Origin of the sequence: Hyunsoonleella sp. 2307UL5-6 (assembly GCF_047345485.1) — a bacterium.
GTDB lineage: Bacteria > Bacteroidota > Bacteroidia > Flavobacteriales > Flavobacteriaceae > Jejuia.
In genome coordinates, this window is sequence record NZ_JBLFEN010000001.1 from 106,106 (window position 1) to 130,899 (window position 24,794).

A 24,794-nucleotide genomic window follows, 5' to 3' on the forward strand; every position below is an offset into this window, starting at 1 on the left:
ATTTTTGTAATAAGATTTATGCTAAATGATATATCCTAAAATACCGCTTGCGCAAACCGTTATTCAATTGTGTAAAGCAAAACATATTAAACATATTATTATCTCTCCTGGTAGCCGAAGTGCGCCATTAACTATAGGATTTACAAATGATGATTTTTTTAAGTGTTACAGTATTGTAGATGAGCGTTGTGCAGCTTTTTTTGCTATGGGTATAGCTCAACAACTAAAGGTGCCTACAGCTTTGGTATGTACATCTGGTAGTGCGTTATTAAATTATTATCCAGCGGTAGCCGAGGCATTTTATAGTGATATTCCATTAGTGGTATTATCTGCAGATAGACCCAAACATTTGGTAGGGATTGGAGATGGACAAACCATTAATCAAAAAAATGTATATGATAATCATATTTTATATTCTGCTAATTTAAAGTTGGATATAACTGATGAAAAAAACATACCTAGTTATGATGAGCTACCCATCATGAAAAACTTAGAGAATAAGTTGGAGCGTTTTTTAGGTTTGCAAGAAGATATACAGTCGTATAATGAGCAAGAAATAAATAAAGCAATTAATATATCTAAGTTAAAAAAGGGACCAGCACATATAAATATTCCTTTTGATGAACCGCTTTATGAAACGGTAGATACACTTACAGTAGCACCAAAAAATATTGAATTTACACCTTCTGAAAATAGTATAGATACTTTTGATTTAAAAACGCGTATTAAAGATTGGAGTACTGCATCTAAAAAAATGATTTTAGTTGGTGTACACCAACCCAATGAAATTAATAACCAGTATTTTGAAGAATTAGCTAAAGATGATAGCGTTATTGTTCTTACCGAAACAACATCTAACATACACCATGAAAGTTTTTTTCCTAGTATAGATCAACTCATTGGGCCATTATCAGAAATAGAACAGCAGCAATTGCAACCTGATATTTTATTAACTTTTGGTGGTTTAGTTGTATCAAAAAAAATTAAAGCATTACTTAGAAAATTTAAACCCAAAGCACATTGGCATATAGATGAGAATAAAGCTAATGACACCTTTTTTTGTTTAACGCACCATATAAAAGTTACGCCACAATTATTTTTTAAATCATTTATACCCAAGATTACGCGTTATAAAAAAAGTAGTTATAAACCATTATGGCTTAAAGTGAAATCTCACCGTTTAACCAAACATAAAACATATATACAAGATATACCTTTTAGTGATTTTAAAGCTTTTGATACAATTTTAAAGTTGATACCCAATAATACCATTTTACAAGTAGGTAATAGCTCTGCAATTAGATATACACAGTTATTTTCTATTAATAAAACGCTGGAAGTTTTCTGTAATCGTGGTACTAGCGGAATAGATGGTAGCACATCTACAGCAATTGGTTGTGCAGTGGCAAATACTAAAGCAACCACATGTATTACCGGAGATTTAAGTTTTTTTTATGATAGTAATGCCCTTTGGAATACTTACATACCTAATACGTTTAGAATTATACTAATAAATAACGAAGGTGGTGGTATTTTTAGAATATTACCTGGGCACAAAAACACTGACAATTTTAATACTTATTTTGAAACCAGACATCATTTAAATGCAAAACATTTATGCCAAATGTTTAATTTTGAATATGTTACTGTAGCCGATAATGATACGCTTAAAAATGAGTTGTCGAGCTTCTTTAAGCCCTCTAAAACCCCAAAGCTTTTGGAGGTTTTTACACCACAGGATATTAATGATGAAATTCTTTTAGACTATTTTAATGCTGTCAAGTGATAGAATGTGACTTAACAAAAGTTTATGTGTCTAAAAATTGATTATATTTAGTAAATAATTATTAACTTAAAAATACAATTTTATCATGAGTAAACGTGACGAACTTATTACAAAGTATGCTTCGGATTTAAAAGAAAAATGTGGTGTAACTGCAGACATGGATTTATTAAAAAAGGTAACTATTGGTTGTGGTCCATCAATTTATAATGCTGATGCCTCTACGGTATCAGGGTCTGATGCTTCTGAATTAGCTACAGTTAAAAACAACTTTTTAATTAAGAAATTAGGATTAAGCGATGGTCCTAAATTAGACGAAGCTATTGCTTCTGTTATGGAAACTTATGGAAAATCTAATCGTAGTAAATACAGAGCTGTAGTGTATTATTTATTAACTAAGCACTTTGGAAAAGAGTCTGTTTACTAGAATATGACTTATTTTAATATTTAAGCGTTGCATTATTGTAGCGCTTTTTTTTTGCTCTAATTTTTATAGGATACACGCTTTAAAAGCGGTTATAGTAATAGTGTTAGCAGGTAGTTGCGCAAGGGATAGAACGGCATGTTTGAAATCCCCGACGAAGGAGGGATTGAGTAGTGAAAGCCCGACCCTTTAGGGTTGCGCCATAATAATAAAATGTTACCTTTGCTAACTATGAAATTAGGAGAAATAAATACCTTAGAAATACTTCGAGAAACAGACCACGGTGTGTATTTAATTGATGCAAATGATGAAGAAGTATTGCTACCCAATAGATATGTGCCTTCTGAATTTAAAATTTGGGATAAAATTGATGTTTTTGTTTATTTAGATAATGAAGAAAGGCTTGTAGCTTCTACTGATATGCCTTATATAAAGCGTAATGAATTTGCCTTATTACGGTGCAACCAAGTTACAGATTTTGGTGCGTTTTTAGATTGGGGATTAGTAAAAGAGTTGTTTTGCCCGTTTAGAGAACAAGCCTTTAATATGAAACCAGGTGGCTGGTATTTGGTGTATTGTTATTTAGATGAAAAAAGCGAGCGCCTTGTGGCATCTAGTAAAACAAATCGCTTTTTAGATAATAAAACCTTAACGGTTGCCGAGTTTGAAGAGGTAGATTTAATAGCATCTCATCCATCAGATATTGGGTGGAATGTTATTGTAAATAAAAAACATACAGGATTAATTTATAAGGATAATATTTTTAAGGATATTAGTGTAGGTGACACGTTAAAAGGCGTTGTTAAAAAAATTAGACCAGGTAATAAGCTTGATATTTCTTTAGAAAAAATGGGCTATAGAAATATTGAACCTAATGCACAACGTGTATTACAAGAGTTAGAAGATAATGATGGATTTATTAACCTAACAGACAAATCTAATCCCGAAGCTATAAAAACACAATTACAGATGAGTAAAAAAAGTTTTAAAAAAGCTGTTGGGACTCTATATAAACAGCGGCAGATAGTTATTAAGCCAGATGGTATACATTTGGTTTAATTATAAAACTCACTTTTAAATCTTAACATGTTTGTTCTATTGATTTAGTTGTGTTAGAGAAAATAAATTACTTTTTTTAACCTTGTGATACACATGGTTAATTGCATCATAAATAGTGTCGTAGTATATTTTTTCTGAAATGCAAAAGTCGTTTTCTATAATAGCATTCATCATAGAAATAGAGTCGTGGCCAACAACTCCATAAGATTGTAAGTTTCTCAGTTGCGCTCTGTATTTTTGAATGTTTTTAAAATCTATGGAATACGAATTTATTCTGTTAGCAATCACTCCAAATGGCTGTTTATCTCCAAAAAAAGATTTTAATTCATCTAAAATTAGATGTGCATTATTTATATTAAAATGTATACCTTCATTTAATTCTACTATTGCAATATGATTAAAAAAGAAAATATGTCCTAGATTGGTTTGAACAGATTTTACAATTTGACAAGAAAAATCAGATTCTGTTATTTTCATAATAAAATAGTTTACATCTTAGATAGATTTGAGCTTATTCTTAATTAAATAGCTAAATCATTTATTATTATGACACTTATATGATGATATAGTCACAACTATTTGGTTTCTCTTTCTTATCCTATTATTTTAATACATTTTTATAGTTTTAAATAAATACATTTCAAAATAGTTATTTTTGCAAAATGATATTAAAAGATACCATTGTAGCTTTGGCTACACCATCTGGTGCAGGAGCTATTGCAATTATACGTTTATCTGGAAAGGACGCAATTTCTATTGCAGAAAAGCAGTTTAAGTCTATCTCAGGAAAGCTTTTAAGTAAGCAACAAACACATACGATACATTTAGGGCATGTTATAGACGATTCTATTATTTTAGATGAAGTTTTGGTGTCATTATTCAAAAACCCTAATTCGTACACCGGAGAAAATGTTGTTGAGATTTCTTGTCATGGTTCTAATTATATTCAACAAGAAATTATTCAGTTATTTCTTAGAAAGGGCTGCAGAATGGCTAATGCTGGAGAGTTTACACTTAGAGCATTTTTAAATGGAAAGTTAGATTTAAGTCAGGCTGAAGCTGTTGCAGATTTAATAGCTAGTGATAATGCAGCATCTCATCAAATTGCTATGCAACAAATGCGCGGTGGGTTTTCTTCAGAAATAGCAAAACTACGCGTAGAGTTATTAAATTTTGCCTCACTTATAGAATTAGAATTAGATTTTTCAGAAGAAGATGTTGAGTTTGCAGATAGAACTCAGTTTAAAGCATTAATTACCCGTATTAATTTTGTTCTAAAACGATTAATAGACTCGTTTGCTGTTGGTAATGTTATAAAAAACGGAATACCAGTGGCTATTGTCGGTGAGCCTAACGTGGGTAAATCTACACTACTAAATGCTTTGTTAAATGAAGAACGAGCTATCGTTTCAGAAATTGCGGGTACTACAAGAGACACTATAGAAGATGAAATAACTATAGGAGGTTTTGGGTTTAGGTTTATTGATACTGCGGGTATACGTGAAACCGAAGATGTTGTTGAAAGTATAGGTATTAAAAAAACATTTGAAAAAATAGAACAGGCACAAGTTGTAGTTTATCTTTTTGAAGCTGATGTTATTTCGAATGATAGCGAGAAATCTCATAATATACAGCTTGAAATAGAAAAAATAAAAAACAAATATCCGCAAAAACCCTTGTTAACAGTAGCTAATAAGGTTGATAAAGTTGATGATACTAACTTAGCTAAGTTAAATACTGAAATAGAAGACATTTATTTATTATCGGCAAAAACAGGTTTGGGTGTGGAGCAATTAACCAATACACTACTAAATTTAATCAATACTGGGGCTTTACGAAATAATGAAACTATTGTCACCAACTCTCGCCATTATGATGCTTTATTAAAATCTTTTGAAGAAATACAGAAAGTTAAAGAAGGACTAGAAACAAACTTATCAGGAGATTTATTGGCTATTGATATTAGGCAAGCATTATACCACTTTGGAGAGATTACAGGTGAAATTACTAATGATGATTTATTAGGAAATATTTTTGCTAATTTTTGTATTGGGAAGTAACCGCATCTATCATAAATATTTTAAGTCAAATTTAAAATATTTAACGCTACTTATTGTTCCCTTTACAGCAAATGCGGCCTTATAACCTTTAGTAGTTTGAAAAGGTATAATACGCCATAAATCTTTCTCGTTTTCATCCCAAATAGTTTCATATAATTCAGCATTTTCATCTGTCTCAATTGATATAGAAAATGAATCTAATGGAAAAGATAACCCTTTAGATTTTGCTTTTACAAAAGCTTCTTTTCTTGTCCAACCTCTATAAAATGCTTCAGTTTGTAATGGCTTAGCAATTTTTTTAAGAGCCTTAATTTCATGTTTCGAAAAGTAATTATCTACAATATCTAAAATATCAAATGTTCTTTTAGTGTATTCTACATCAATACCAAAATCGTAATTATTTACAAAGCCAATAACAGCCAAATCTTCAGCATGCGATACGTTAAACTTTAATGTGGTATCCATATCAAAATATGGTTTACCAAATTCGCTATAAATTAAGTTAACGTCTTTAGGGTTTATTTTTAAATAATTACCAGATAAGTATCTTAAAACACCTCTAGTAATTATAAATTGTTGTCTATCCTTATCAAATCTAAATTTTGAAGCTTTAATAAGTTCTTCTTTAGATAAAATTTCCTTGAAAAATTGAATTTTGTTTCTTAAAGTATTAAGAGTTACTAACCAGACATGTATAGAATTATCAGATATAGTATAGTTTCTAGTATCTAAATAATTCATCTTAATTACAATTTAATTTTAACGGTTAAGCTATGCATTTATGCCTAATACAGGAGTTAATTTTTTAGCTTGGTATTCTTTTTGAATTTTATAAAATTTCTCCAAATTTTGAGAATACATATTTTCTTTTGTAAGTAAAGTGGTAATAGCCGTTTTTATATCTTCAGGTGTATCATTTTCTTTTTCCCTAACTAAAGCAATTTTGTAGTATTTCATTCTTGCAGCAGTACCGTCTTTATCCACTCTATGCCATGAATAAATTAGCATTGGTGTTTTATTAATAATACATTCATTTATGGTATTTATACCTGCATGATTTATGCAACAGTCTACGTGTTTTAATAATTCTGGCTGAGAAACCCAATTAAACAGTTGTACATTATCAGGAATAGTATAAAGTTCATTTTTAGTTAAAAGTCCACCAAGAGAAACTATTAAAATCCATTCTGAGTTATTTCCAACAGCTTCTAAAAGTTTATTTAAAAAGGGTAAATCACCTTTCTCCATAGAGCCCATACCACAATATATCAACTTTTTATTATCCTTAATTTTAGCTTCTATAAGTTGATTTAAGCGAAAACGATCATTTTCAGGGTAATTAGCATCAATTCTATTTTGATAAACCATTAAGCCTAAATAGATAAGATTGTCAGGGTTTTTATGTGGAAACTCCATTTCTTTAAGAGTTAGTGTAAGAATTGGAAGTTTGTTATAAATAAAATGAGAAGGAAAATTTCTTAATATTAAATGTTTAGTGTTAAAACCTACGCTTTTGGCATATTTTTTTAAAATAGATCTTCTGTAGTTTCTAAATGTTAATATATCAGAAATATATCTTAAGTATATTTTTGCTTTTAATTTAAGCCAATACTTCTCAATTTCAATCGTGCTTTTAATTGAATTTTTAATCGGAATAATAGGTGATTTAATTGAAGGCAAACCCGCTATTTTTCTCATACAAAACCAAGGGCTTAATAATTTAAGCGGTATTTTTAAACCATAGGCAGCAAAAATTATTTCATGAAGCTGCATATCACATATTACTAAATCTGGCTTTATTTTTTTTAGAGTTTCAATATAAACGGGTATGTGTAATTCTTTCTTTAAAGTTTCAAATCCTAGATCTCTGCTTGTAAAATGAGTTTTAAATCGCTCTTTCCAAGAATTTTTTTTAACAGCATTTGGTTTGTACCAAAATTTTATAGGCGGTACTTCTAAAAACTTAAAACCTTCGTTTTCAATTAGGTTCTTTACATCAATAGGGCAGAGGAATGTAATTGAGTGTCCTTCAGATTCTAATCTTCTAGCTAACTCAAAAGAAGCATATAATAGTCCTTTTAATTTTGAAGTACATATTGCAATATGAGCCATGTTATAGTATTAGTTTTCTTTTATCGCCTTTTCAATTTGTTTTGCAAGTTTACCAGCATAAGGTACATCAAAAAGTTGGTGGTGTTGTCCTTCTGTATATAGTAAATCAATATCATTAGTTGTCACACTTTTCCAACCATTAATATATGTCGGGTTTAAATTTTTGTCAGGCTTTTCAGTAAGAATAAGCGTGGTGGTTCCAGAATGTTTTTTTTGCCAACTATATTTTTTATAAATGTGTACTAAATTACGTTTTATTTTATCTAGATTTTTTTTGTGTGATGTGGCAAATAATTTTATGATTATTGATTTTAAAAATCGGTCGTAATTATTTCCAATCATTAACTTTACAGCATTTAAGGGATTAGTAGTTAAACGATTAAAAAAACCAGATATACGCATTTTTACTCGAGTTGGGTCGGTAAAATCTTCTTGGTCTATAATACTATCTATTACTATTAGGTTAGTAGAGTTACCATATTTTTTTAATTCTTCTGATATTTCTATACCAACAGCAGAACTAAAACAATACACTAGTAAATTATAAGGACCTTCGGGTTGTATATCTTTAATTTCTTTAGCATAGTCTTTAGCCATATTTTCTATGCTATCATGTGTGTTTTCGTTGCTACTTATACCAGACGGTTGTATTGCATAAACTGGTCTGTCAGCATCTAAACCATTTGCAATAGGGTTAAAGAAAAATACAAAACCACCACCTCCATGGATACAAAATAAAGGTGCTTTGTTTCCTGAGGATCTTATTGGTACAACATATTTCCAAGCTTTAGTATCTTCTTTGTTTAGAATATAATCGCTTAATGATGTTATAGTGGAGTGTTCTAAAAGCGTAATAGGAGGTATTTTTAATTTTAGTTTCTTTTCAATTAGCGAAAACATTTTTATAGCTAATAATGATTTTCCACCAATTTTAAAAAAACTATCAGTTGTACTAATAGCTGTTTTATTTAATAGTGACTCCCAAATTTTCAAAAGTTCTAATTCTGTTTTATTTTTAGGAGCAATAATCTTAGTATTCTTAACTATTTTATCTGTAGTGTCATTATTCGTTGATATAATTTGTTTTGGAATAGGTGTAATGTTTGCTAATACATTATCAATGTCTGAATCAAAATTTGTGTTTAGTAATACAATAACCTCTTCAAATCGATTTAAAATCCAGTTGTTTATTTCTGAAGAAAAAAGTGTAGCGTCACTTTTTAAATATATACCAATTTCTTCATCAGTTTTTATGATTATCGTTAAAGGATAAGTTGTAGTAATTCCGCTTTCTGAACTATGAACTTTAATGTTACCAACCTCAATATCATCCCAAGGGTAATTTTCAAAAATAAAAAGATTATCTAATAATGAGGTTTTATCATAATCTAACCACTCAGAAATTTCAGAAATAGAAAACTGTTCGTATTTTCTAGATTCTAATTGGTTTTGTTGTATGTGTTTTAGCCAATTTTTGATACTAGAATCTTTTTGTAATACTGTTCTAAAAGGTAATACGTTCGCAAACATTCCTGAGATTAGGTTAATGTTTGGAAAGTTTCCAGAACGTCCAGAAACAGTATTACCAAAGGTTATATCTTGTCTATTGGAATATTTTGAAAGTATAAGAGCCCAAATACCCTGAAAAAGCGTGTTAGGTGTAACTTGATACGATTTAGCTAATCCGTTGGTCATTGACGTAATGTTTTCACTAAGTTTTAAAGCGTTAGTTTCTATGGTATCAACATCATATTGTTTTTTATTGAATAAAAACGGATTGTTAAAATTCTTAAAGCTAGCTCTCCAGAAGTCTTTAGCTGCTTCTGTGTCTGTTTTTTTTAGCCAATTTAAATAGGATTTTTTATTTGGTACTATGGGCAGTTTAGGAGTAGTATTATTTAATAAATTCTCATAAACTATAAATAAATCTTTAATGATGATACTCGTGGACCAACCATCTAAAAGTAGATGATGACAACTCCAAACAAAATAGTGTGACGTGTTTTTTGTTTTTATTAAGCGCATTTGTGATAATGGCGCTTGTTGAAAATTTATACCTTTTTCTCTATTACTTTGCTTAAGTACTTGTAGTTCATTTTCCTGCTTTAAGCGTGTGTAACTAGACCAATCTAAAACTTCTAGATTAACTGTAGTTTCAGTTTGTATTAGTTGAATTGGTGTTTCCAAGTTTTTCCAATGTATTGAGGTTCTTAAAACCTCATGCCTTTTTACTACTAAATGCCATGCTTTTTCAAAAACTACTATATCTAAATTACCATCAATAGTACATTTTACATTAAGAAAGCCTTGATCGTATTTAGAAGTTAAATGATGAAACAGGATACTCTGTTGCATAGTACTTACAGGAAATATATCCTCAATACCATTTGTGTTGCTTTGGTGCTTAATAATGGTATCTAGCTCTTCTTGTTTTAAATTAACCTCAGGAAAATCTGATGGTGTATACTTTGGTTTTGTATCTAAACAATGAGTTACTATAGCTTTTAAGGTCTCGTTAAAATCAGCAATCAAACTTAAAATAACATCCTCTTTTATTATGGTATTGGCATATATCCAACTTATTTCTAAAATACCATTTTTAATAAGCGCATTTATTTCCAAAGGATATTGCCTTTCAGTTAGAGGATGTATTGTGTTTTTTGAAATAAACTCTATACTACTATCTCCAGTATTTTGTTTACCTAAAAAATTAAATACAATTTCTGGCGCATATGTAGTGCTTAATTTTGAAGTTAAATAACGTAATATTCCATAACCTATACCGCCATTTGGTATACGCCGCATATCTTCTTTAGTAGCTATTATTTTTGAAGCTATACTAGTTGTTATATCATTATTAAAACGTTTTGGATAAAACGAGGTAAACCATCCTACGGTGTTAGATAAATCTATAGCTGTGTGTTGTGTTTCTCTGCCATGTCGCTCTAAAGCAATAGTGATGTTTTTACGTTTTGTATGTTTGCTAATAGCTTCTATTATAGCGGTTAATAGTAGCTCATCAGTTTTTGTAGAGTAGGTATTATTTGCTTTATTAAGTATATTACTAGTAATGTAATTCTCAATATTGTACTTGATAACACTTACATCTTTTTGTTGTATAGGCTCGTTTACTTGATCTTCTTTAAGAAAAACTGGTTTTATAGAAGTTTGAGATTCCCAAAAATTTACTTCTTTTAAAATTGTTTTAGAATTGGCTAAATCTGTGATATGATTATTCCAAGTTTTTATTGAAGCTGTTTTAGCATTTGGTGTACTAAATTTTTTGTGTTGTATTGCATCTGTATAACTATTTATAATAATTTGCCATGAAACAAAATCTATAACTAAATGATGCGCTAAAAGCACAATAATATCAGTAGCAATAGTTTCGGTTTTAAAATAAATACATTTAAAAAGCGAACCAAACTCTAATGATGTATTGCTTTGAATAGTTTTTAACTTTGTCTCAATGATAGTGTTATAATTTGAAGATGACTCCCTAGAAATATCTATTACCTTAAATGCATCTATGCTATCTGGTTTTAAGACTTTTGCTTTCCATTTTTCTTGAACTTTATAGAAACTCAAACGCAACGCATCATGAGTTTTTACAATATATGTTGTGATATCTTTTAATGTTTTTTCATTAAAAGTAGTTGGTAAATCTTTTATTTTGAATGCTTGATTCCAGTAGTTTGGTACTAATTTATGGGTTTCAAAAAACCATTTTTGAATAGGGGAAAGCGGTATTTCTCCAATAACGATGTCATAATTTTTTTTGAGATCATTATTTTCTAATGAAACAAACATAGCTAACTCTGCAATAGATTGATGCTCAAATAATTGGTTTGGAGCAATAGCAATTCCAGCTTTTCGTGCTTTTGCAATAATTTGAATACTTGTAATAGAATCTCCGCCAACTTCGAAGAAATTATCAGTTGTACTCAAAAGCTTTATATCTAAAATATCCTTCCAAATATCAAGCAATTTTTGCTCAATGTCATTTTTTGGTTTTTCAACAGGTTGTGTTTCATTTAATTTAGAAACCACTTCAATTTTACTTAGTGCAGTTTTATCTACTTTCCCATTTGGTAAAAGTGGTATTTCATCAACCCTTATAAAACTACTGGGTACCATATAATCTGGCAAAATATTTTTAAGACTATGTTTTAATTTTTGCTCATCAAATTCGGTTTCTGGTTTTATATAGGCAATTAATCGTTTGGGTTTACCCTCGTTATGGGTTACTAAAACTACAGATTGCTTAACTAAAATATTCTTATTTAAAGTGTTTTCTATATCATCTAATTCTACCCTGTAGCCTCTTATCTTGATTTGTTGATCTACTCTTCCTAAAAAATCTATACTACCATCATTCCTATACTTTCCTAAGTCACCAGTTTTATAGAGCCTTTCTTTTGGGTATGGTAAATTATCAATAAAAGCCTTTTTGGTTAAATCTGGTCTATTTAAATAACCGTTTGATAATCCTTGACCTCCTACATAAATTTCCCCTACAACTCCAAAAGGCACTTCTTTGTTATCAGTATCTAAAATATAAATTTTTGCATTAGCTACTGGTTTACCAATAGGTACGCTTTTTTTATCTATATCTTCGGGTACAATTTTATGCGCAATACACCAAACTGATGCTTCTGTTGGTCCATATTCATTATATAGTGACGATTTTGGTAATATTTTAAAATGGGTGTCACATAGTGATGGTGTACACGCTTCTCCTGCAACAACCACTGTATTTAAACTTTTTAATTTATTAGATTCTACATTATTTAATATAATGTGATATAAGGATGGTAGCATTAGCGTATGGCTAATATCATATTGTGCTATAGTATTAGCAATTTTTATAATATCTTGTTCTATGCGTTTTTTAGTAATAACTAAATTTCCACCCGTACAAAGTGTCCAGAAAATTCCAGCCTTAGAGCTATCAAAAGAGATAGAAGACATTAGTAAAAAAGCAGAAGGATTTTTATCATAAAAATTTAATCTACCTCCTGTAGAATTTATAATATTTTTATGAGTTATAGGTACGCCTTTAGGCTGTCCAGTACTTCCAGAGGTATATATAATATAGGCTAAATCGGTTTCTTTTACAATTGGTAACCCAATTTGAGTATTGTTTTTAGAATAATCTATTTTATCTATAACAAGTGCATTTGCATCAAACGCTTCAAATAAATTATTTAAAGTATGCTGTGTTACAACAGTATCAACTTTTGCATCTTTTAACATAAATTCTATACGCTGTGTAGGGTAGTCGGGGTCTACAGGCAAGTAGGCGCAACCAGATTTTAAGATGCCCAACATACCAATTATCATATCTAAAGAGCGATCAACACACAATGCTACAATTTTATTGTTTTTTGAGGTGCTTTTTAATAATTCGTGGGCAATACTATTTGCTTTTTCATTTAGTGTTTTATAAGTTATAGATGTATTTTCAAACGATAATGCTATAGCATCTGGATAAGTTGTAGCAATAGCCTCAATACAATGGTGAATACCACTATGTTTCTTTAATAGATTGGTTTTAGGTGTATTATTTTTATCTAATAGTACTTTGTCTGCTGGTGTTAAACTAGTAATATTATTTATAGTATTATTGATGTTTTCAACAATATACTCCAAAGTTAGTTTTAGATAATTTTGAAACCTGTTTATAGTATTTTCTTCAAATAAATCTGTAGCATATTCAAAATGAGATGATATTTCTCCATGCGCTTCGGTTACAAAAAGTGTTATATCGAACTTTGAAACTTTTGTAATATAATTTGAGTGATTAATTAGTTCTAAATGTTCTCCAAACGAAGGTGATTGTGATTTTGAAGAATAAACAAACATTGTTTGAAAAAGCGGGTTTACAGATAAAGATCTTTCAATATTTAAGGATTTAACTATAACATCAAATGGAATATCTTTATGGGTAAGCGCTTCTGCAAAAACATGTTTTACATTTGTGATAAATTCTTGTAAAGTAAAAGATTTGTCAATTGATGTTCGTAATACTATGGTATCTATAAAAAGACCAAATACGTTTTCTAACTGGCTGCTGTTTCTATTAGCAATAGGCGTTCCTATTACTATATCGTCTTGATTAGTAAAGGTGTTTAATAACAAATAATATGCTGATAAAAATAAAATAAATGGTGTTACCTCTAGCGTTTTTGCTGTATTTAGTATTTTATGTGATGTTTCTTTATCAAATTTTAATACTAGGTTTTCTCCTTTATAAGACGGGGTTTTGGGTCTCTTATAATCTATTGGCAAGGCTAAAACAGGAATGTTACCAGATAATTTTTGTTTCCAATAAGCTATCTGTTTTTCAAAAGTTTGGTGTTTATTTTGCCAATAGGCATAATCTTTAAAACTAATAAGATTTGCTTTTGAATTTATAGGTATACCCTCTGAAAGTTGTTTGTAATTATTTGCTATCTCGTTTTTTAAAATAGCCATAGACCATTGGTCTGTAATTATATGATGAAACGTAAGTAATAAAATATGTTTAGTTTCTTCAACCTTTATTATAGAACCTTTAAATAATGGTGAAGACGATAAATTAAAATTGAAATTGGCTTGTTTATCCATATAGGATTTTAGCCTTGATTGTCGTTCTTTAATATTGTAGTTTGTAAAATCTTCTACAGTAAAATTTGGTGTTATTTTATTGTTTATTTTAAAAATTGGGGTTCCATCTTCGGTAGGGTAGTAAGATTTTAAAACCTGATGTTTATCAACAAAAGCATTTAAACATTCCTTTAAATTTTTAATATTTAAAATACCTTCAAAGGTGTAAGATTCTGATAGGTTATAAAACACATTTTTTGGATACATGTGTTGCAAAAACCACAATCTTTTTTGCCCGTATGACAGTGGTACTTTTGCGTCTACAGGTGCAATATTAACAGTATTTGGTAATTTTTCTCTTTTTTCTTTACTTTTCCATCTATCTAGTAAAGACACTTTTGTTTTGTCTTCTTTCAAAATTTATAACTAATTTTTACAAGCTTTTTTTTAAAATTACCTTAAACCAAGCCATTGTGCAAATTTAAACCCATAAATCCTGATATAATCATCTAATAAAAAGTTTGTGTCTAATGCACGCTCTGTAAACCAAAAGAGTGAAATTAAAATTAAAACCACAGAGGTAATAACTAAGAATTTTGGATATATTTTGCGTTTTCTCATGAAATATAAAATAGGAAATATTGCAGCTATTATAGCTAGCTGTCCTATCTCTACACCTATATTAAAACCTAGTAATGATAGTGTTAAAAACTCTCCTGTCATTCCTAAATCACTTAAAACACTTGCAAAACCAAAACCATGAAATAACCCAAAAATGAAAGCAATTACCCAATCTTTCATTTTAAATATAGGTTTTATATTATGGTATGCAGCCAAACCTATGGAGAATGCTATTATAGATTCTACTAATTGAGATGGTAAAATTACAATTTCTAAAGATGCTAGTGTTAATGTAATTGTATGTGCAATAGTGAAAAATGATACTACTTTTACAATATATATAAATGCTGATTTAAAAGTTAAAACGGGTTCCCAACCGTAAATGCTATTATTTTTTCTTTTAACTACTGCTGGAAGTATTAACGCCAATAAAAACAAAATATGGTCTATACCTATCCATATATGCCATATACCTTGTTTTATCATACCAATAAAACCAGTTAATATTGACGATTCATTTAAAGCTAAAGTATTATCTGGCGCAGAAGGGGAAAAATCAAGAGCAATAACAGACTCATTATTTATCATACCCGCTTTCCAGTTATACTCAATAACTAAATAGCCTTTATGAGTTTTATCTTCATTAAAACCAATATTATAATGTATGTTTAGATTATCTGGTAATGTTTTAATTTCTTCTAAATGAAAATAAAACTGCATAAAGTTTCCGTAATTAATTGGCACAAAACCTAATTCTTCAAAAACAACTTTATAATTGCTTAATTCTGAGCTAAAATTTACATTATTTAAAATATATTTTTGAATAATATCCTTGTAAGGAGTTATATCCTCAATGGTAGCGTTTTTAGGTAGGTTTAAATTTAGATAACTGTTTAATTCTGTCGCATTTATTTCAAAACGTCCTTCTATACCGTCATTTTCGTATATTCTTAAATAAATATAGCTATTATTTGGAGCGTGTGAAAACCCATAATTTGATAGTAATACAAAACATATAGTAATGAGTTTAAAGTAAATATTTTTCATTGGTTATTTTAGTTAGATACTTTGTTTTTAGAAAAAAATAATGTGAATGTTTCCAATTATAAGGATAAATTACATCTTTTAACAATTTTGTCGGTGAAAAGCCAGAAAACATACAAGCTTGAAATTTAAACGATTTAAAAAGTTTAATATCGATAGTTTTTGTAAAATGAATTATATTGAGTTTATTTCACTAAAAAACATATAAAATTGAATTTTAACCCAACTCCAAATCAATTAGAACTAAAAAAAAAATTTAGTTTTTTTGCAAAAGCCAATTTAAATAAATCCATTCAAGAAAGAGATAAAACATGTAGTTTTTCTAGAGAAGATTGGAAAACATGTGCTGATTTTGGTATACAGGCCATAGCAGTTCCACCCCAGTACGGAGGCGACAAACGTGAGCTAGATTTATTGAGTTCTACTATAGCCATGGAAGGTTTAGGTTATGGTTGTTTAGATAATGGTTTGCCATTTGCATTAAGCGCCCAAATGTGGACTGTGCAATTGCCAATTGCTGAATTTGGTACAGAATTACAAAAAAGTAAATATTTACCACTGCTTTCTTCTGGAGAAAAAATTGCGTGTCATGCACTTACAGAACCAAATGCTGGCTCTGATGTATTTAACATGAAAACTTCTGCAACAAAGGTTGATGGTGGTTATATTTTAAATGGTGAGAAATGTTTAATTACACTAGCACCAGTTGCAGATATAGCCTTAATTTTTGCTGTAACAAACTCAAAATTAGGAAAATGGGGAATTTCTGCTTTTATAGTGGAAATCGATACCTTAGGTTTTTCCGTAAGTACTAATAAAGAGAAAATGGGCTTAAGAACTGTACCTATTGGAAGTTTATATTTTAAAGATTGTTTTGTGCCAGAAGAAAATAGATTGGGTAAAGAAGGTGCCGGTTGGAGTATTACAAATCACTCTTTAGAACATGATAGGTGTAGTATTTTGGCAAGCCAATTAGGAGCTATGGAGTATCAGCTAGAACAATCTATCGCATACGTTAAAAAACGACAACAATTTGGTACAGCAGTTGGAGCGTTTCAATCTGTTTCTAATAGGATAGCTGATATGAAATTGCGTTTAGAAACATCACGTTTGTTATTGTATAATGTAGCTTGGATAAAAGACCAAGGAAAATCTGCAATGTTAGAGTCTGCACTTTTAAAACTCCAATTAAGCGAAAGTTACGTAGCATCAAGTTTAGATAATATACGTAACCATGGCGGATATGGTTATTTATCTGAAAACGATATTGAGAGAGATTTAAGAGATGCAGTTGGAGGTGTAATTTATGCAGGAACTTCAGATATACAAAGAAATATAATTGCTAAGCTTTTAGGGCTATAAAAAAAGAAAAATTGATATTTAATTTAGTTCAAATAATTGAGAATTCTGCTAAAGAATTTCCAGATAAGCAGGCATTTAAATGTCTTGATGCGTCAATTACATTTTCAGAATTGAATGTTAAGGCTAATCAATTGGCTAAATACTTAACAACACAAGGTGTAGAAAAAGGAGATCGTGTTGGCATACTTATGCATAGATGCTTAGAAACCGCTATAGCAATTTATGGCATTATGAAATCTGGTGGAGTTTATGTTCCTATAGATCCATTTGCACCTGTAGATCGTATTAAATTTTTAATTAATGATTGCCAAATTAAGCACTTAGTAACTACCGAGAAACAAAATAAAAAGATAAAAAAACTATTAGTTAACGATTGTAATTTAGAAGTTATTATAGGTGCTTCTATTATTACAGAAACTATAGCTATCTCTTGGAATGAGATATACTCAACACAAATTCATGATTATAATCCTGTAAATATATTAGCAGAAGATTTAGCTTATATACTATATACTTCTGGTAGTACTGGAGTACCCAAGGGAATCATGCATACTCACGCAAGTGGTTTGGCTTTTGCTAAATTAGTAGTAGATCTTTATGGCTTTAAAAGTATTGATATTGTTGCAAATTCTGCACCATTACATTTTGATGTTTCAATTCTAGGATATTGTTCAGCTCCTTTAGCGGGAGCAACCACAGTAATTGTTTCAGATGCTCACTTAAAATTTCCTGCTAGTTTAGCAGACTTAGCATCAAAAGAAAAAGTAACTATTTGGTATTCTGTACCATTGCTTTTAATAGAGCTATTATATAAAGGTGGTATTGAAAATAAAGATTTTACCAATATGCGTTGGGTGTTATTTGCAGGAGAAGTTTTTGCAACAAAACAACTTCGTGCCTTAATGCAACTATGGGAACATGCAACCTTTAGCAATATATATGGGCCAACAGAAACAAACCAATGTACTTATTATAATTTAACAGAACCACCAAAAGGAAACGACCCGATACCTATAGGATACACTTGGGCAAATACTGAGTATAAAATTTTAGATGAAGAAGATAAGAAGGTTAAAAAAGGCAATGAAGGACTTTTAGTTATAAGATCTGCCACTATGATGAAGGGGTATTGGAATAACCCAGCTTTAACAGAAGCTTCACTTTATAAAGAAAAAATAGCCTCTGGTTATCATCACATATATTATAGAACAGGTGATTTGGTTAAGCTAAATGAAAAAAATGAGCTACTGTTTTTAGGTAGAAAGGATAACCAAATAAAGTTTAGAGGTTTTAGAATAGAAATTGGAGAAATTGAAAATACGTTATTAAAACATAAAGATGTAATAGAAGCTGCAGTTTTATTTGTAAGGTTTAAAGAGGAAAACCAACTTATAGGAATTGTTTTAGTGAAACATAAAAAAATTGCTATTGAAAATCTCATGACGCATTGCAAAAATAACTTACCAGCTTATGCTGTACCAAGTAGTATCCAAATATTAGATGATTTACCAAGAACTAGTTCGGGAAAAGTAGATAGAAAAAAAATTGAACATACAATTAAAAATGCTTAGATGGAAGAAAAGATTATTTTGCACATAGAACAAGTATTAACTAATGAAGATATCGAAGATGGTTTAGAAACTACCGATGATCTTTTAGGTAGTGGTATATTAGATTCTATAGGTATGATGAAGCTTATCACTTTTATAGAAGAAAGTTTTGATATAAAAGTAGATCCAGAGGATATGGTGATCGAAAATTTTATGACAGTAGAAAATGTAGTAGATTTTATTAAAACGAAAAAATAGATTTGCTTATAAGCTATGAAGCATTATAACAAAATACCATTAACTCAAAATCAAGAATTACTATGGTTGGGGCAGGAACTAAATCCTGAGTCTCCTATGTATAATATGGTAATGCGTTATGATATTAAAGCAGAGGTATCTTATCCAAGCTTTAATTTAGCTTTTAGCAAGTTAGTTGCCACTAATGATGCTTTGCGTTCTACGTTTGAATTAGATAACGGTATTCCCACTCAAAAATTCTCAGAATTTATAAATGTTACTGTACCTCTAATAGATTTATCAGATGAAGATCATCCAGAAACAGCATATCAAAATTGGGAAAATAATAAAGTTAAAAATATTTTTGATTTAACTAAGTGTTTGTTTGATACCGCACTAATAAAAATATCTAACACACATTTTATTTGGTATATAAACCAGCATCATTTAATTACTGATGGTTGGAGTACTACTATTATGTTTTCCCAAATGTCTAACCTTTATCAAAAAATCGTAACTAATAGTGATGTTGTTTTAAATCCGCCATCTTATAAAGATTTTATAACATATACTCAAGAATGTAAAAAGAGCGATACGTTTAAAGATATACAAAACCATTGGAAAGCTAAACAAGAAAAATTTCCAAGTGCTCCAAATTTATATTACAAAAAAAATACCCTTTTAGATACTAAAGCAAAACGTCTACATATTAATTTGGGGAAAGCGCGTACTGATAAAATACACCAACTAGCAACCATAAGAGGCATAAAAGGGTGGGGTTTAGATTTAACACTTTATAATATTTTTTTAACCACACTATTTGCATTTGCATATCGTGTTTCAGGACAACCACATTTAGTTATAGGTTCGCCAACGCACAATAGATTGACTAAAAATTTTAAAAACACTTTAGGGTATTTTGTAGAAACGTTTCCAATGGAAAGTGAAATTTCTGAAGATGAAACATTTATGTCTCTAATAAAAAAAGTAGCTTTAGAGAGTAATAGCTTTTTAAAGCATGCAAAGGTTGGTACGTCTACAGCAGAACTTAATAGAGATTTTAATCTTTTTTTTAATTACATAAATACAGCTATTACCAGTTTTAATGAAACTCCCGTTTTTACAAAATGGGTACATCCAGGACATCATGATCCTAGGCATCATCTACGATTACATGTGCATGATTTTGATCATACAGGAAACATACAATTGTATTTCGATTTAAATACTAATGTTTTTGATGCTGAAAAGCAACAAGAAGTTCCTCAGCATTTTTTAAAGATTCTAGATGCATTTATAGAAGATTACAATACTAAAATAGACCAGGTAGATCTTATTACAGAAGCTGAGGTAATTAAAATTAAAACGTGGAATGCTACAAGCGTAAACTTTTTAAAAGGAGAAACACTGTTGTATAAGTTTACAAATCAAGTAAAACAATCTCCAGATAGTACGGCTCTAATATTTGAAAATGAAAAATTAACCTATAAAGAATTAGATGCAGCATCAAATCAAGTTGCAAATTTTTTGTTAGAAAAGGGTGTAAAATGTAATGATATTATAGCTGTAAGTTTAGAGCGTTCTTTTGAAATGATGATTTATATCTACGGTATATTAAAAGCGGGTGCTGCATATTTACCTTTAGATACAGAAATACCAAAAGAAAGGTTACGTTTTATTTTGAATGATGCCAATGTTAAAGTTTTGTTTTATAATCACCAAATAGATGATACTGATTTAGAGATAACTGAAAGTTTTGATATTACTAAAATTGAAAGTGAAATTAAAGCACTTAGTAGTAATACACCACTTGTAAATATAAGTTCAAACGACTTAGCTTATGTAATTTATACCTCGGGTAGTACTGGGAAACCTAAAGGTGTAAAATGCCACCACGAAGGGATTTGTAATCGTCTAAATTGGATGAATTCTGATTTTACAATCCATAAAAAAGATACTGTTTTACAAAAAACACCAATTACTTTTGATGTATCACTTTGGGAATTATTCTGGCCATTACAACAAGGCGCACAATTGGTAATAGAAGTACCAAACGGACATAAAAACCCGGAACAACTTATAAGCACTATTAAGAAACATCAAATAACTTACATACATTTTGTACCATCTATGTTAAACGTTTTTCTTCAAACAGAAGGTGTTGAAACATGTACAAGTATTAATCAAATATTTTCTAGTGGAGAAGCACTATCTACAGCTACAGTAAAAAATGTATACAATAAATTAGATGTAGAATTATATAATTTTTATGGGCCAACAGAGGCATCTGTTGAGGTTACAAGTTGGCATTGTGAAAAGGCAGATTTAGACAACGAAATCCCGATAGGTAAACCCGTAGCTAATACGCAACTTTATATTTTAGATAAATATTTAAACCAATTACCAATTGGTTTAGTAGGTGAACTCCATATAGCAGGAAAACAAGTAGCTAAGGGCTATTTAAATAGGGAGACTTTAACAAATGAGCGTTTTATAAAAGATATGTTTTCTGATGATAAAAATGCTAAAATGTACAAAACTGGCGATTTAGCTAGATATAGAGCAGATGGTGCCATAGAATATTTAGGTAGAACTGATAACCAAATAAAATTAAGAGGCCTTAGAATTGAACTTGGAGAAATAGAAAAATGCATAGTAAATATAGAAGGGATTACGCAAGCTGTAGTTGCAGTTAATGAACACACTAACCTTTTAGCTTATTATACAGGAGAAGTTGTTGATGATTTTTTATTTATTAGTGAGTTGGAACAAAAATTACCAGAATATATGATTCCAAGATTATATGTTCATTTAGATGACTTTGAATTCCTTTCTAGCGGAAAAGTGGATAGAAAAAAACTACCTAAGCCAAATTTACGTAAACATATACCTAAACAAGAACATAAAATTGCTCCTGAAACAGAAATTGAAGAAATAGTACATAATGTTTGGGTATCCGTTTTAGAAATAGCACAAATAGGTGTAAACGAAAATTTTATAAGAATAGGGGGTAATTCATTAGATGGAATTTCTATAACCTCTCGTTTAAAGGCTCTTTTAGAGTTAGAAGTTTCAATTACAGATGTTTTTAATTATCCTACTATACGTAGTTATTCAAAACATATAGAAAATGTAATTACAGAATTATTGAATGAATAGTAATAGTAAAAAAGGCTTAAAGCCATTTGTTATTAAAATTATCGCTGTTGCGATGAGTTTTTGCTATTTATTAGGACCATCTCATCAAGAAGTTAAAACGTTTTTACACGCTGTAATCCATAATTTAGAAATGCCCGACAACATAATGGGGCATACATCAATATTAACGGAAACTACAATACATACCAATCACGATATTGTAAATGTGAAGCGTGCACATCATCACAGTTTAATTGATGCTATTTCTTCTGTAATAGAATCTTTTGATAATGAGAAGAATACCGAAACCCCAAGAGTGCCTATTAAAAAAATTGATAAGCATGTGAGATCCTACAAAGATTTCAAACAAAAAATACCATCTATAACTGTAATTATAGAACAAGAATTTGAAGTTGTTATTAAACAAACACAAAATGGATTTTTAAATTTTTTAGACCAACCTCCACAAGATTTTTCTTAATTAAATCGTGTATTACTTAAGTTAAAATACGATTGAGCTGTTATGCTTAATTGTCTAAAAAATATTAAAAATGAAAAAATATATACTATCAATAGTAGTGTGTGTTTTAGGTATGTCTTATACCTATGCACACGAGCTAAACGGAACAGTATTTTCCGAAGAAAATGAAAAACCAATACAAGGTGTTGGCGTTTATAACAAAAGTACAGGCGCTTATACATATACTAATGTATCTGGCTATTTTGAAATTGATGATATATCGTTAGGAGACGTTATATCTTTTTATCAACTAGGTTATAAAAATTACGAGTTAACTATAGATGAGTCTAACTTAGATGGTACCGTTAAGGTAATCATGGAAATATCATCTGCTTCATTAGATCAAGTATTAATTGTATCTAAAGTAAATGTGTTGAGTAATTTTGTTAACGTAGATTTAAAAACCAATCCTGTAAAATCCTCGCAAGAAATTTTACGTAAAATCCCTGGTTTAATTATAGGGCAACATGCAGGTGGTGGTAAAGCAGAACAAATATTTTTAAGAGGTTTTGATATAGATCACGGTACCGATATTGCCATAGATGTTGATGGAATGCCAGTAAACATGGTATCTCACGCACACGGGCAAGGGTACGCCGATATGCACTTTATTATACCAGAAACCATTGATAATTTAGATTTTGGAAAAGGATCTTACTATGCAGATAAAGGTAATTTTAATACTGCCGGATATGTTGATATTCGAACAAAAAATACGATAGATAAAAATCTTATTTCGGTAGAAGCAGGACAGTTTAATACAGTTCGCGCTTTAAGTATGCTAAAAATTTGGGATGGTGAAAATAGTAATGCTTACGTAGCAAGTGAAATGAATTTAACCGATGGTGTTTTTGAGTCTCCTCAAAACTTTAATCGTCTTAATATAATGGCTAAGTATAACTATAATAATTATGACGATCAAGAGTTTAATTTGTCGCTTTCTCATTTTCAAAGTAAATGGGATGCCTCAGGGCAAATACCACAACGTGCTGTAGATCAAGGTTTAATTAGTAGGTTTGGCGCTATTGATGATACAGAAGGCGGTAATACAAGTAGAACTAACATATGGATGAATCACATTAAGCACTTAGATGAGCATTCTAGTATAACATCGTCAGCTTATGTTACACAATATGATTTTGAATTATTTTCGAATTTTACATTCTTTTTAGAAGATCCTGTAAATGCAGATCAAATTCGTCAGTTCGAAGATAGAACTATCATAGGGGGAAAAAGTATATATGAGAAATCATTTCATTTAGACGATCACGATCAGCAATTAAAATATCGTGTTGGTATTGGGTTTCGTTATGATGATGTTAACGATGTACAGTTATCTAGAACAAAAAACAGACAAGAGTTACTAGAGCGATTAGCATTTGGTAATGTAGATGAATTGAATGCATTTTCTTTTGCAGATCTTAATTATAAGATTGATAAATGGACTATTAATCCTGGTTTAAGATTAGATTATTTTACATTTGATTATCAAGATTTATTATCTGAAACATACGATAGTAAAAGTGAAAATAAAACATTATTAAGTCCAAAATTAAACTTCATATATTCTGCCTCACCAAATACACAATTGTTTTTAAAGACAGGTTTAGGGTATCACTCAAATGATACACGTGTTGTAACCGCCCAAAGTGGAGAGCAAATTTTACCAACAGCTTTTAGTACAGATATAGGAACTGTTTTAAAACCTAATGATAAGTTAGTGATTAATGCAGCATTATGGTCTTTATTTTTACAACAAGAATTTGTGTATGTTGGAGATGCAGCTATTGTAGAGCCTAGTGGAAAAACAGCGCGATACGGTGTAGATTTAGGATTGCGTTACCAAATTGCAGACTGGTTGTATTTTAATACTGATATTAACTATACTTATGCAAGAAGTACGGAAGAGCCAGACGGACAAGATTTTATACCGCTTGCACCAGATTTAACATCTGCTGGAGGGTTTACGGTTAATAATTTAGGCAATTTTTCAGGTGGTATTAGTTATAGATATATTAAGGATAGGCCAGCAAATGAGGATAACTCTATAGTAGCTGAAGGTTATTTTGTTACAGATTTTAATCTTAATTATAACCACAAGAACTGGACGTTTGGTTTAATTGTAGAAAATTTACTAGATACCGAGTGGAACGAAACACAATTTGCTACAGAAAGTAGGTTATTTAATGAAGCAAACCCTGTAGAAGAAATTCATTTTACACCAGGAGCACCTTTCTTTTTAAGAGGAAAAGTTTCAGTAAGATTTTAAATTTCTTTAAATTATTAAAAAATAATA

The 24,794-nt window shown here is 30.0% G+C and carries 15 protein-coding genes; 10 read left to right on the forward strand and 5 right to left on the reverse strand.

Going from position 1 to position 24,794, the window contains the following annotated elements; translation table 11 throughout:
• Positions 1–25: 25 nt before the first annotated feature.
• The 3 genes from menD (at position 26) to ACKGJY_RS00520 (ending at position 3,266) form a co-directional block, all read left to right on the forward strand.
• Positions 26–1,786, forward strand: a complete 1,761-nt coding sequence (menD, locus tag ACKGJY_RS00510) for a 2-succinyl-5-enolpyruvyl-6-hydroxy-3-cyclohexene-1-carboxylate synthase (protein WP_413971886.1) — start codon at positions 26–28, stop codon at positions 1,784–1,786.
• Between the two features lie 85 nt (positions 1,787–1,871).
• On the forward strand, positions 1,872–2,210 hold the full coding sequence (locus ACKGJY_RS00515; RefSeq protein WP_413971887.1) for a DUF2853 family protein: 339 nt from the start codon (positions 1,872–1,874) through the stop codon (positions 2,208–2,210).
• Between the two features lie 228 nt (positions 2,211–2,438).
• Entirely contained in the window at positions 2,439–3,266 is an 828-nt protein-coding gene (locus ACKGJY_RS00520) for a S1 RNA-binding domain-containing protein (RefSeq protein ID WP_413971888.1), read from the forward strand.
• A 36-nt stretch (positions 3,267–3,302) separates the two neighbouring features.
• Here ACKGJY_RS00520 and ACKGJY_RS00525 read toward each other — a convergent pair whose 3' ends face one another.
• On the reverse strand, positions 3,303–3,743 hold the full coding sequence (locus tag ACKGJY_RS00525) for a hypothetical protein (RefSeq protein ID WP_413971889.1): 441 nt from the start codon (positions 3,741–3,743) through the stop codon (positions 3,303–3,305).
• 185 nt (positions 3,744–3,928) lie between these two features.
• Here ACKGJY_RS00525 and mnmE point away from each other — a divergent pair, with 185 nt between their 5' ends.
• Entirely contained in the window at positions 3,929–5,326 is a 1,398-nt protein-coding gene (gene mnmE / locus ACKGJY_RS00530) for a tRNA uridine-5-carboxymethylaminomethyl(34) synthesis GTPase MnmE (protein ID WP_413971890.1), read from the forward strand.
• Positions 5,327–5,335: 9 nt separating this feature from the next.
• Here mnmE and ACKGJY_RS00535 read toward each other — a convergent pair whose 3' ends face one another.
• Genes ACKGJY_RS00535 through ACKGJY_RS00550 form a run of 4 tightly spaced genes read right to left on the reverse strand, consistent with a single transcriptional unit; the run spans position 5,336 to position 15,694 of the window.
• Complete coding sequence (locus tag ACKGJY_RS00535) at positions 5,336–6,067, reverse strand: 4'-phosphopantetheinyl transferase family protein (RefSeq protein ID WP_413971891.1); 732 nt, start codon at positions 6,065–6,067, stop codon at positions 5,336–5,338.
• A gap of 30 nt (positions 6,068–6,097) precedes the next feature.
• The gene (locus ACKGJY_RS00540) at positions 6,098–7,438 is read right to left on the reverse strand and encodes a glycosyltransferase (protein WP_413971892.1); all 1,341 of its coding nucleotides are present in this window, start codon (positions 7,436–7,438) and stop codon (positions 6,098–6,100) included.
• 9 nt (positions 7,439–7,447) lie between these two features.
• The gene (locus tag ACKGJY_RS00545; RefSeq protein WP_413971893.1) at positions 7,448–14,443 is read right to left on the reverse strand and encodes an amino acid adenylation domain-containing protein; all 6,996 of its coding nucleotides are present in this window, start codon (positions 14,441–14,443) and stop codon (positions 7,448–7,450) included.
• 36 nt (positions 14,444–14,479) lie between these two features.
• Positions 14,480–15,694, reverse strand: a complete 1,215-nt coding sequence (locus ACKGJY_RS00550; protein WP_413971894.1) for a HupE/UreJ family protein — start codon at positions 15,692–15,694, stop codon at positions 14,480–14,482.
• 207 nt (positions 15,695–15,901) lie between these two features.
• On the opposite strand from ACKGJY_RS00550, the gene ACKGJY_RS00555 reads away from it, so the two are divergent.
• From ACKGJY_RS00555 to ACKGJY_RS00580, 6 genes are all read left to right on the forward strand, one after another.
• Entirely contained in the window at positions 15,902–17,053 is a 1,152-nt protein-coding gene (locus tag ACKGJY_RS00555) for an acyl-CoA dehydrogenase family protein (RefSeq protein WP_413971895.1), read from the forward strand.
• An 11-nt stretch (positions 17,054–17,064) separates the two neighbouring features.
• Complete coding sequence (locus ACKGJY_RS00560) at positions 17,065–18,624, forward strand: amino acid adenylation domain-containing protein (RefSeq protein WP_413971896.1); 1,560 nt, start codon at positions 17,065–17,067, stop codon at positions 18,622–18,624.
• An 18-nt stretch (positions 18,625–18,642) separates the two neighbouring features.
• Positions 18,643–18,861 (forward strand): acyl carrier protein, encoded by a 219-nt coding sequence (locus tag ACKGJY_RS00565; protein WP_413971897.1) that lies wholly within the window; start codon positions 18,643–18,645, stop codon positions 18,859–18,861.
• Positions 18,862–18,876: 15 nt separating this feature from the next.
• On the forward strand, positions 18,877–21,999 hold the full coding sequence (locus ACKGJY_RS00570) for a non-ribosomal peptide synthetase (protein WP_413971898.1): 3,123 nt from the start codon (positions 18,877–18,879) through the stop codon (positions 21,997–21,999).
• Positions 21,992–22,459 (forward strand): hypothetical protein, encoded by a 468-nt coding sequence (locus ACKGJY_RS00575; RefSeq protein WP_413971899.1) that lies wholly within the window; start codon positions 21,992–21,994, stop codon positions 22,457–22,459. The genes ACKGJY_RS00570 and ACKGJY_RS00575 overlap by 8 nt, the downstream gene beginning before the upstream one ends.
• A 70-nt stretch (positions 22,460–22,529) precedes the next feature.
• Positions 22,530–24,767 (forward strand): TonB-dependent receptor, encoded by a 2,238-nt coding sequence (locus ACKGJY_RS00580; RefSeq protein ID WP_413971900.1) that lies wholly within the window; start codon positions 22,530–22,532, stop codon positions 24,765–24,767.
• The last annotated feature ends 27 nt before the right edge of the window (positions 24,768–24,794 follow it).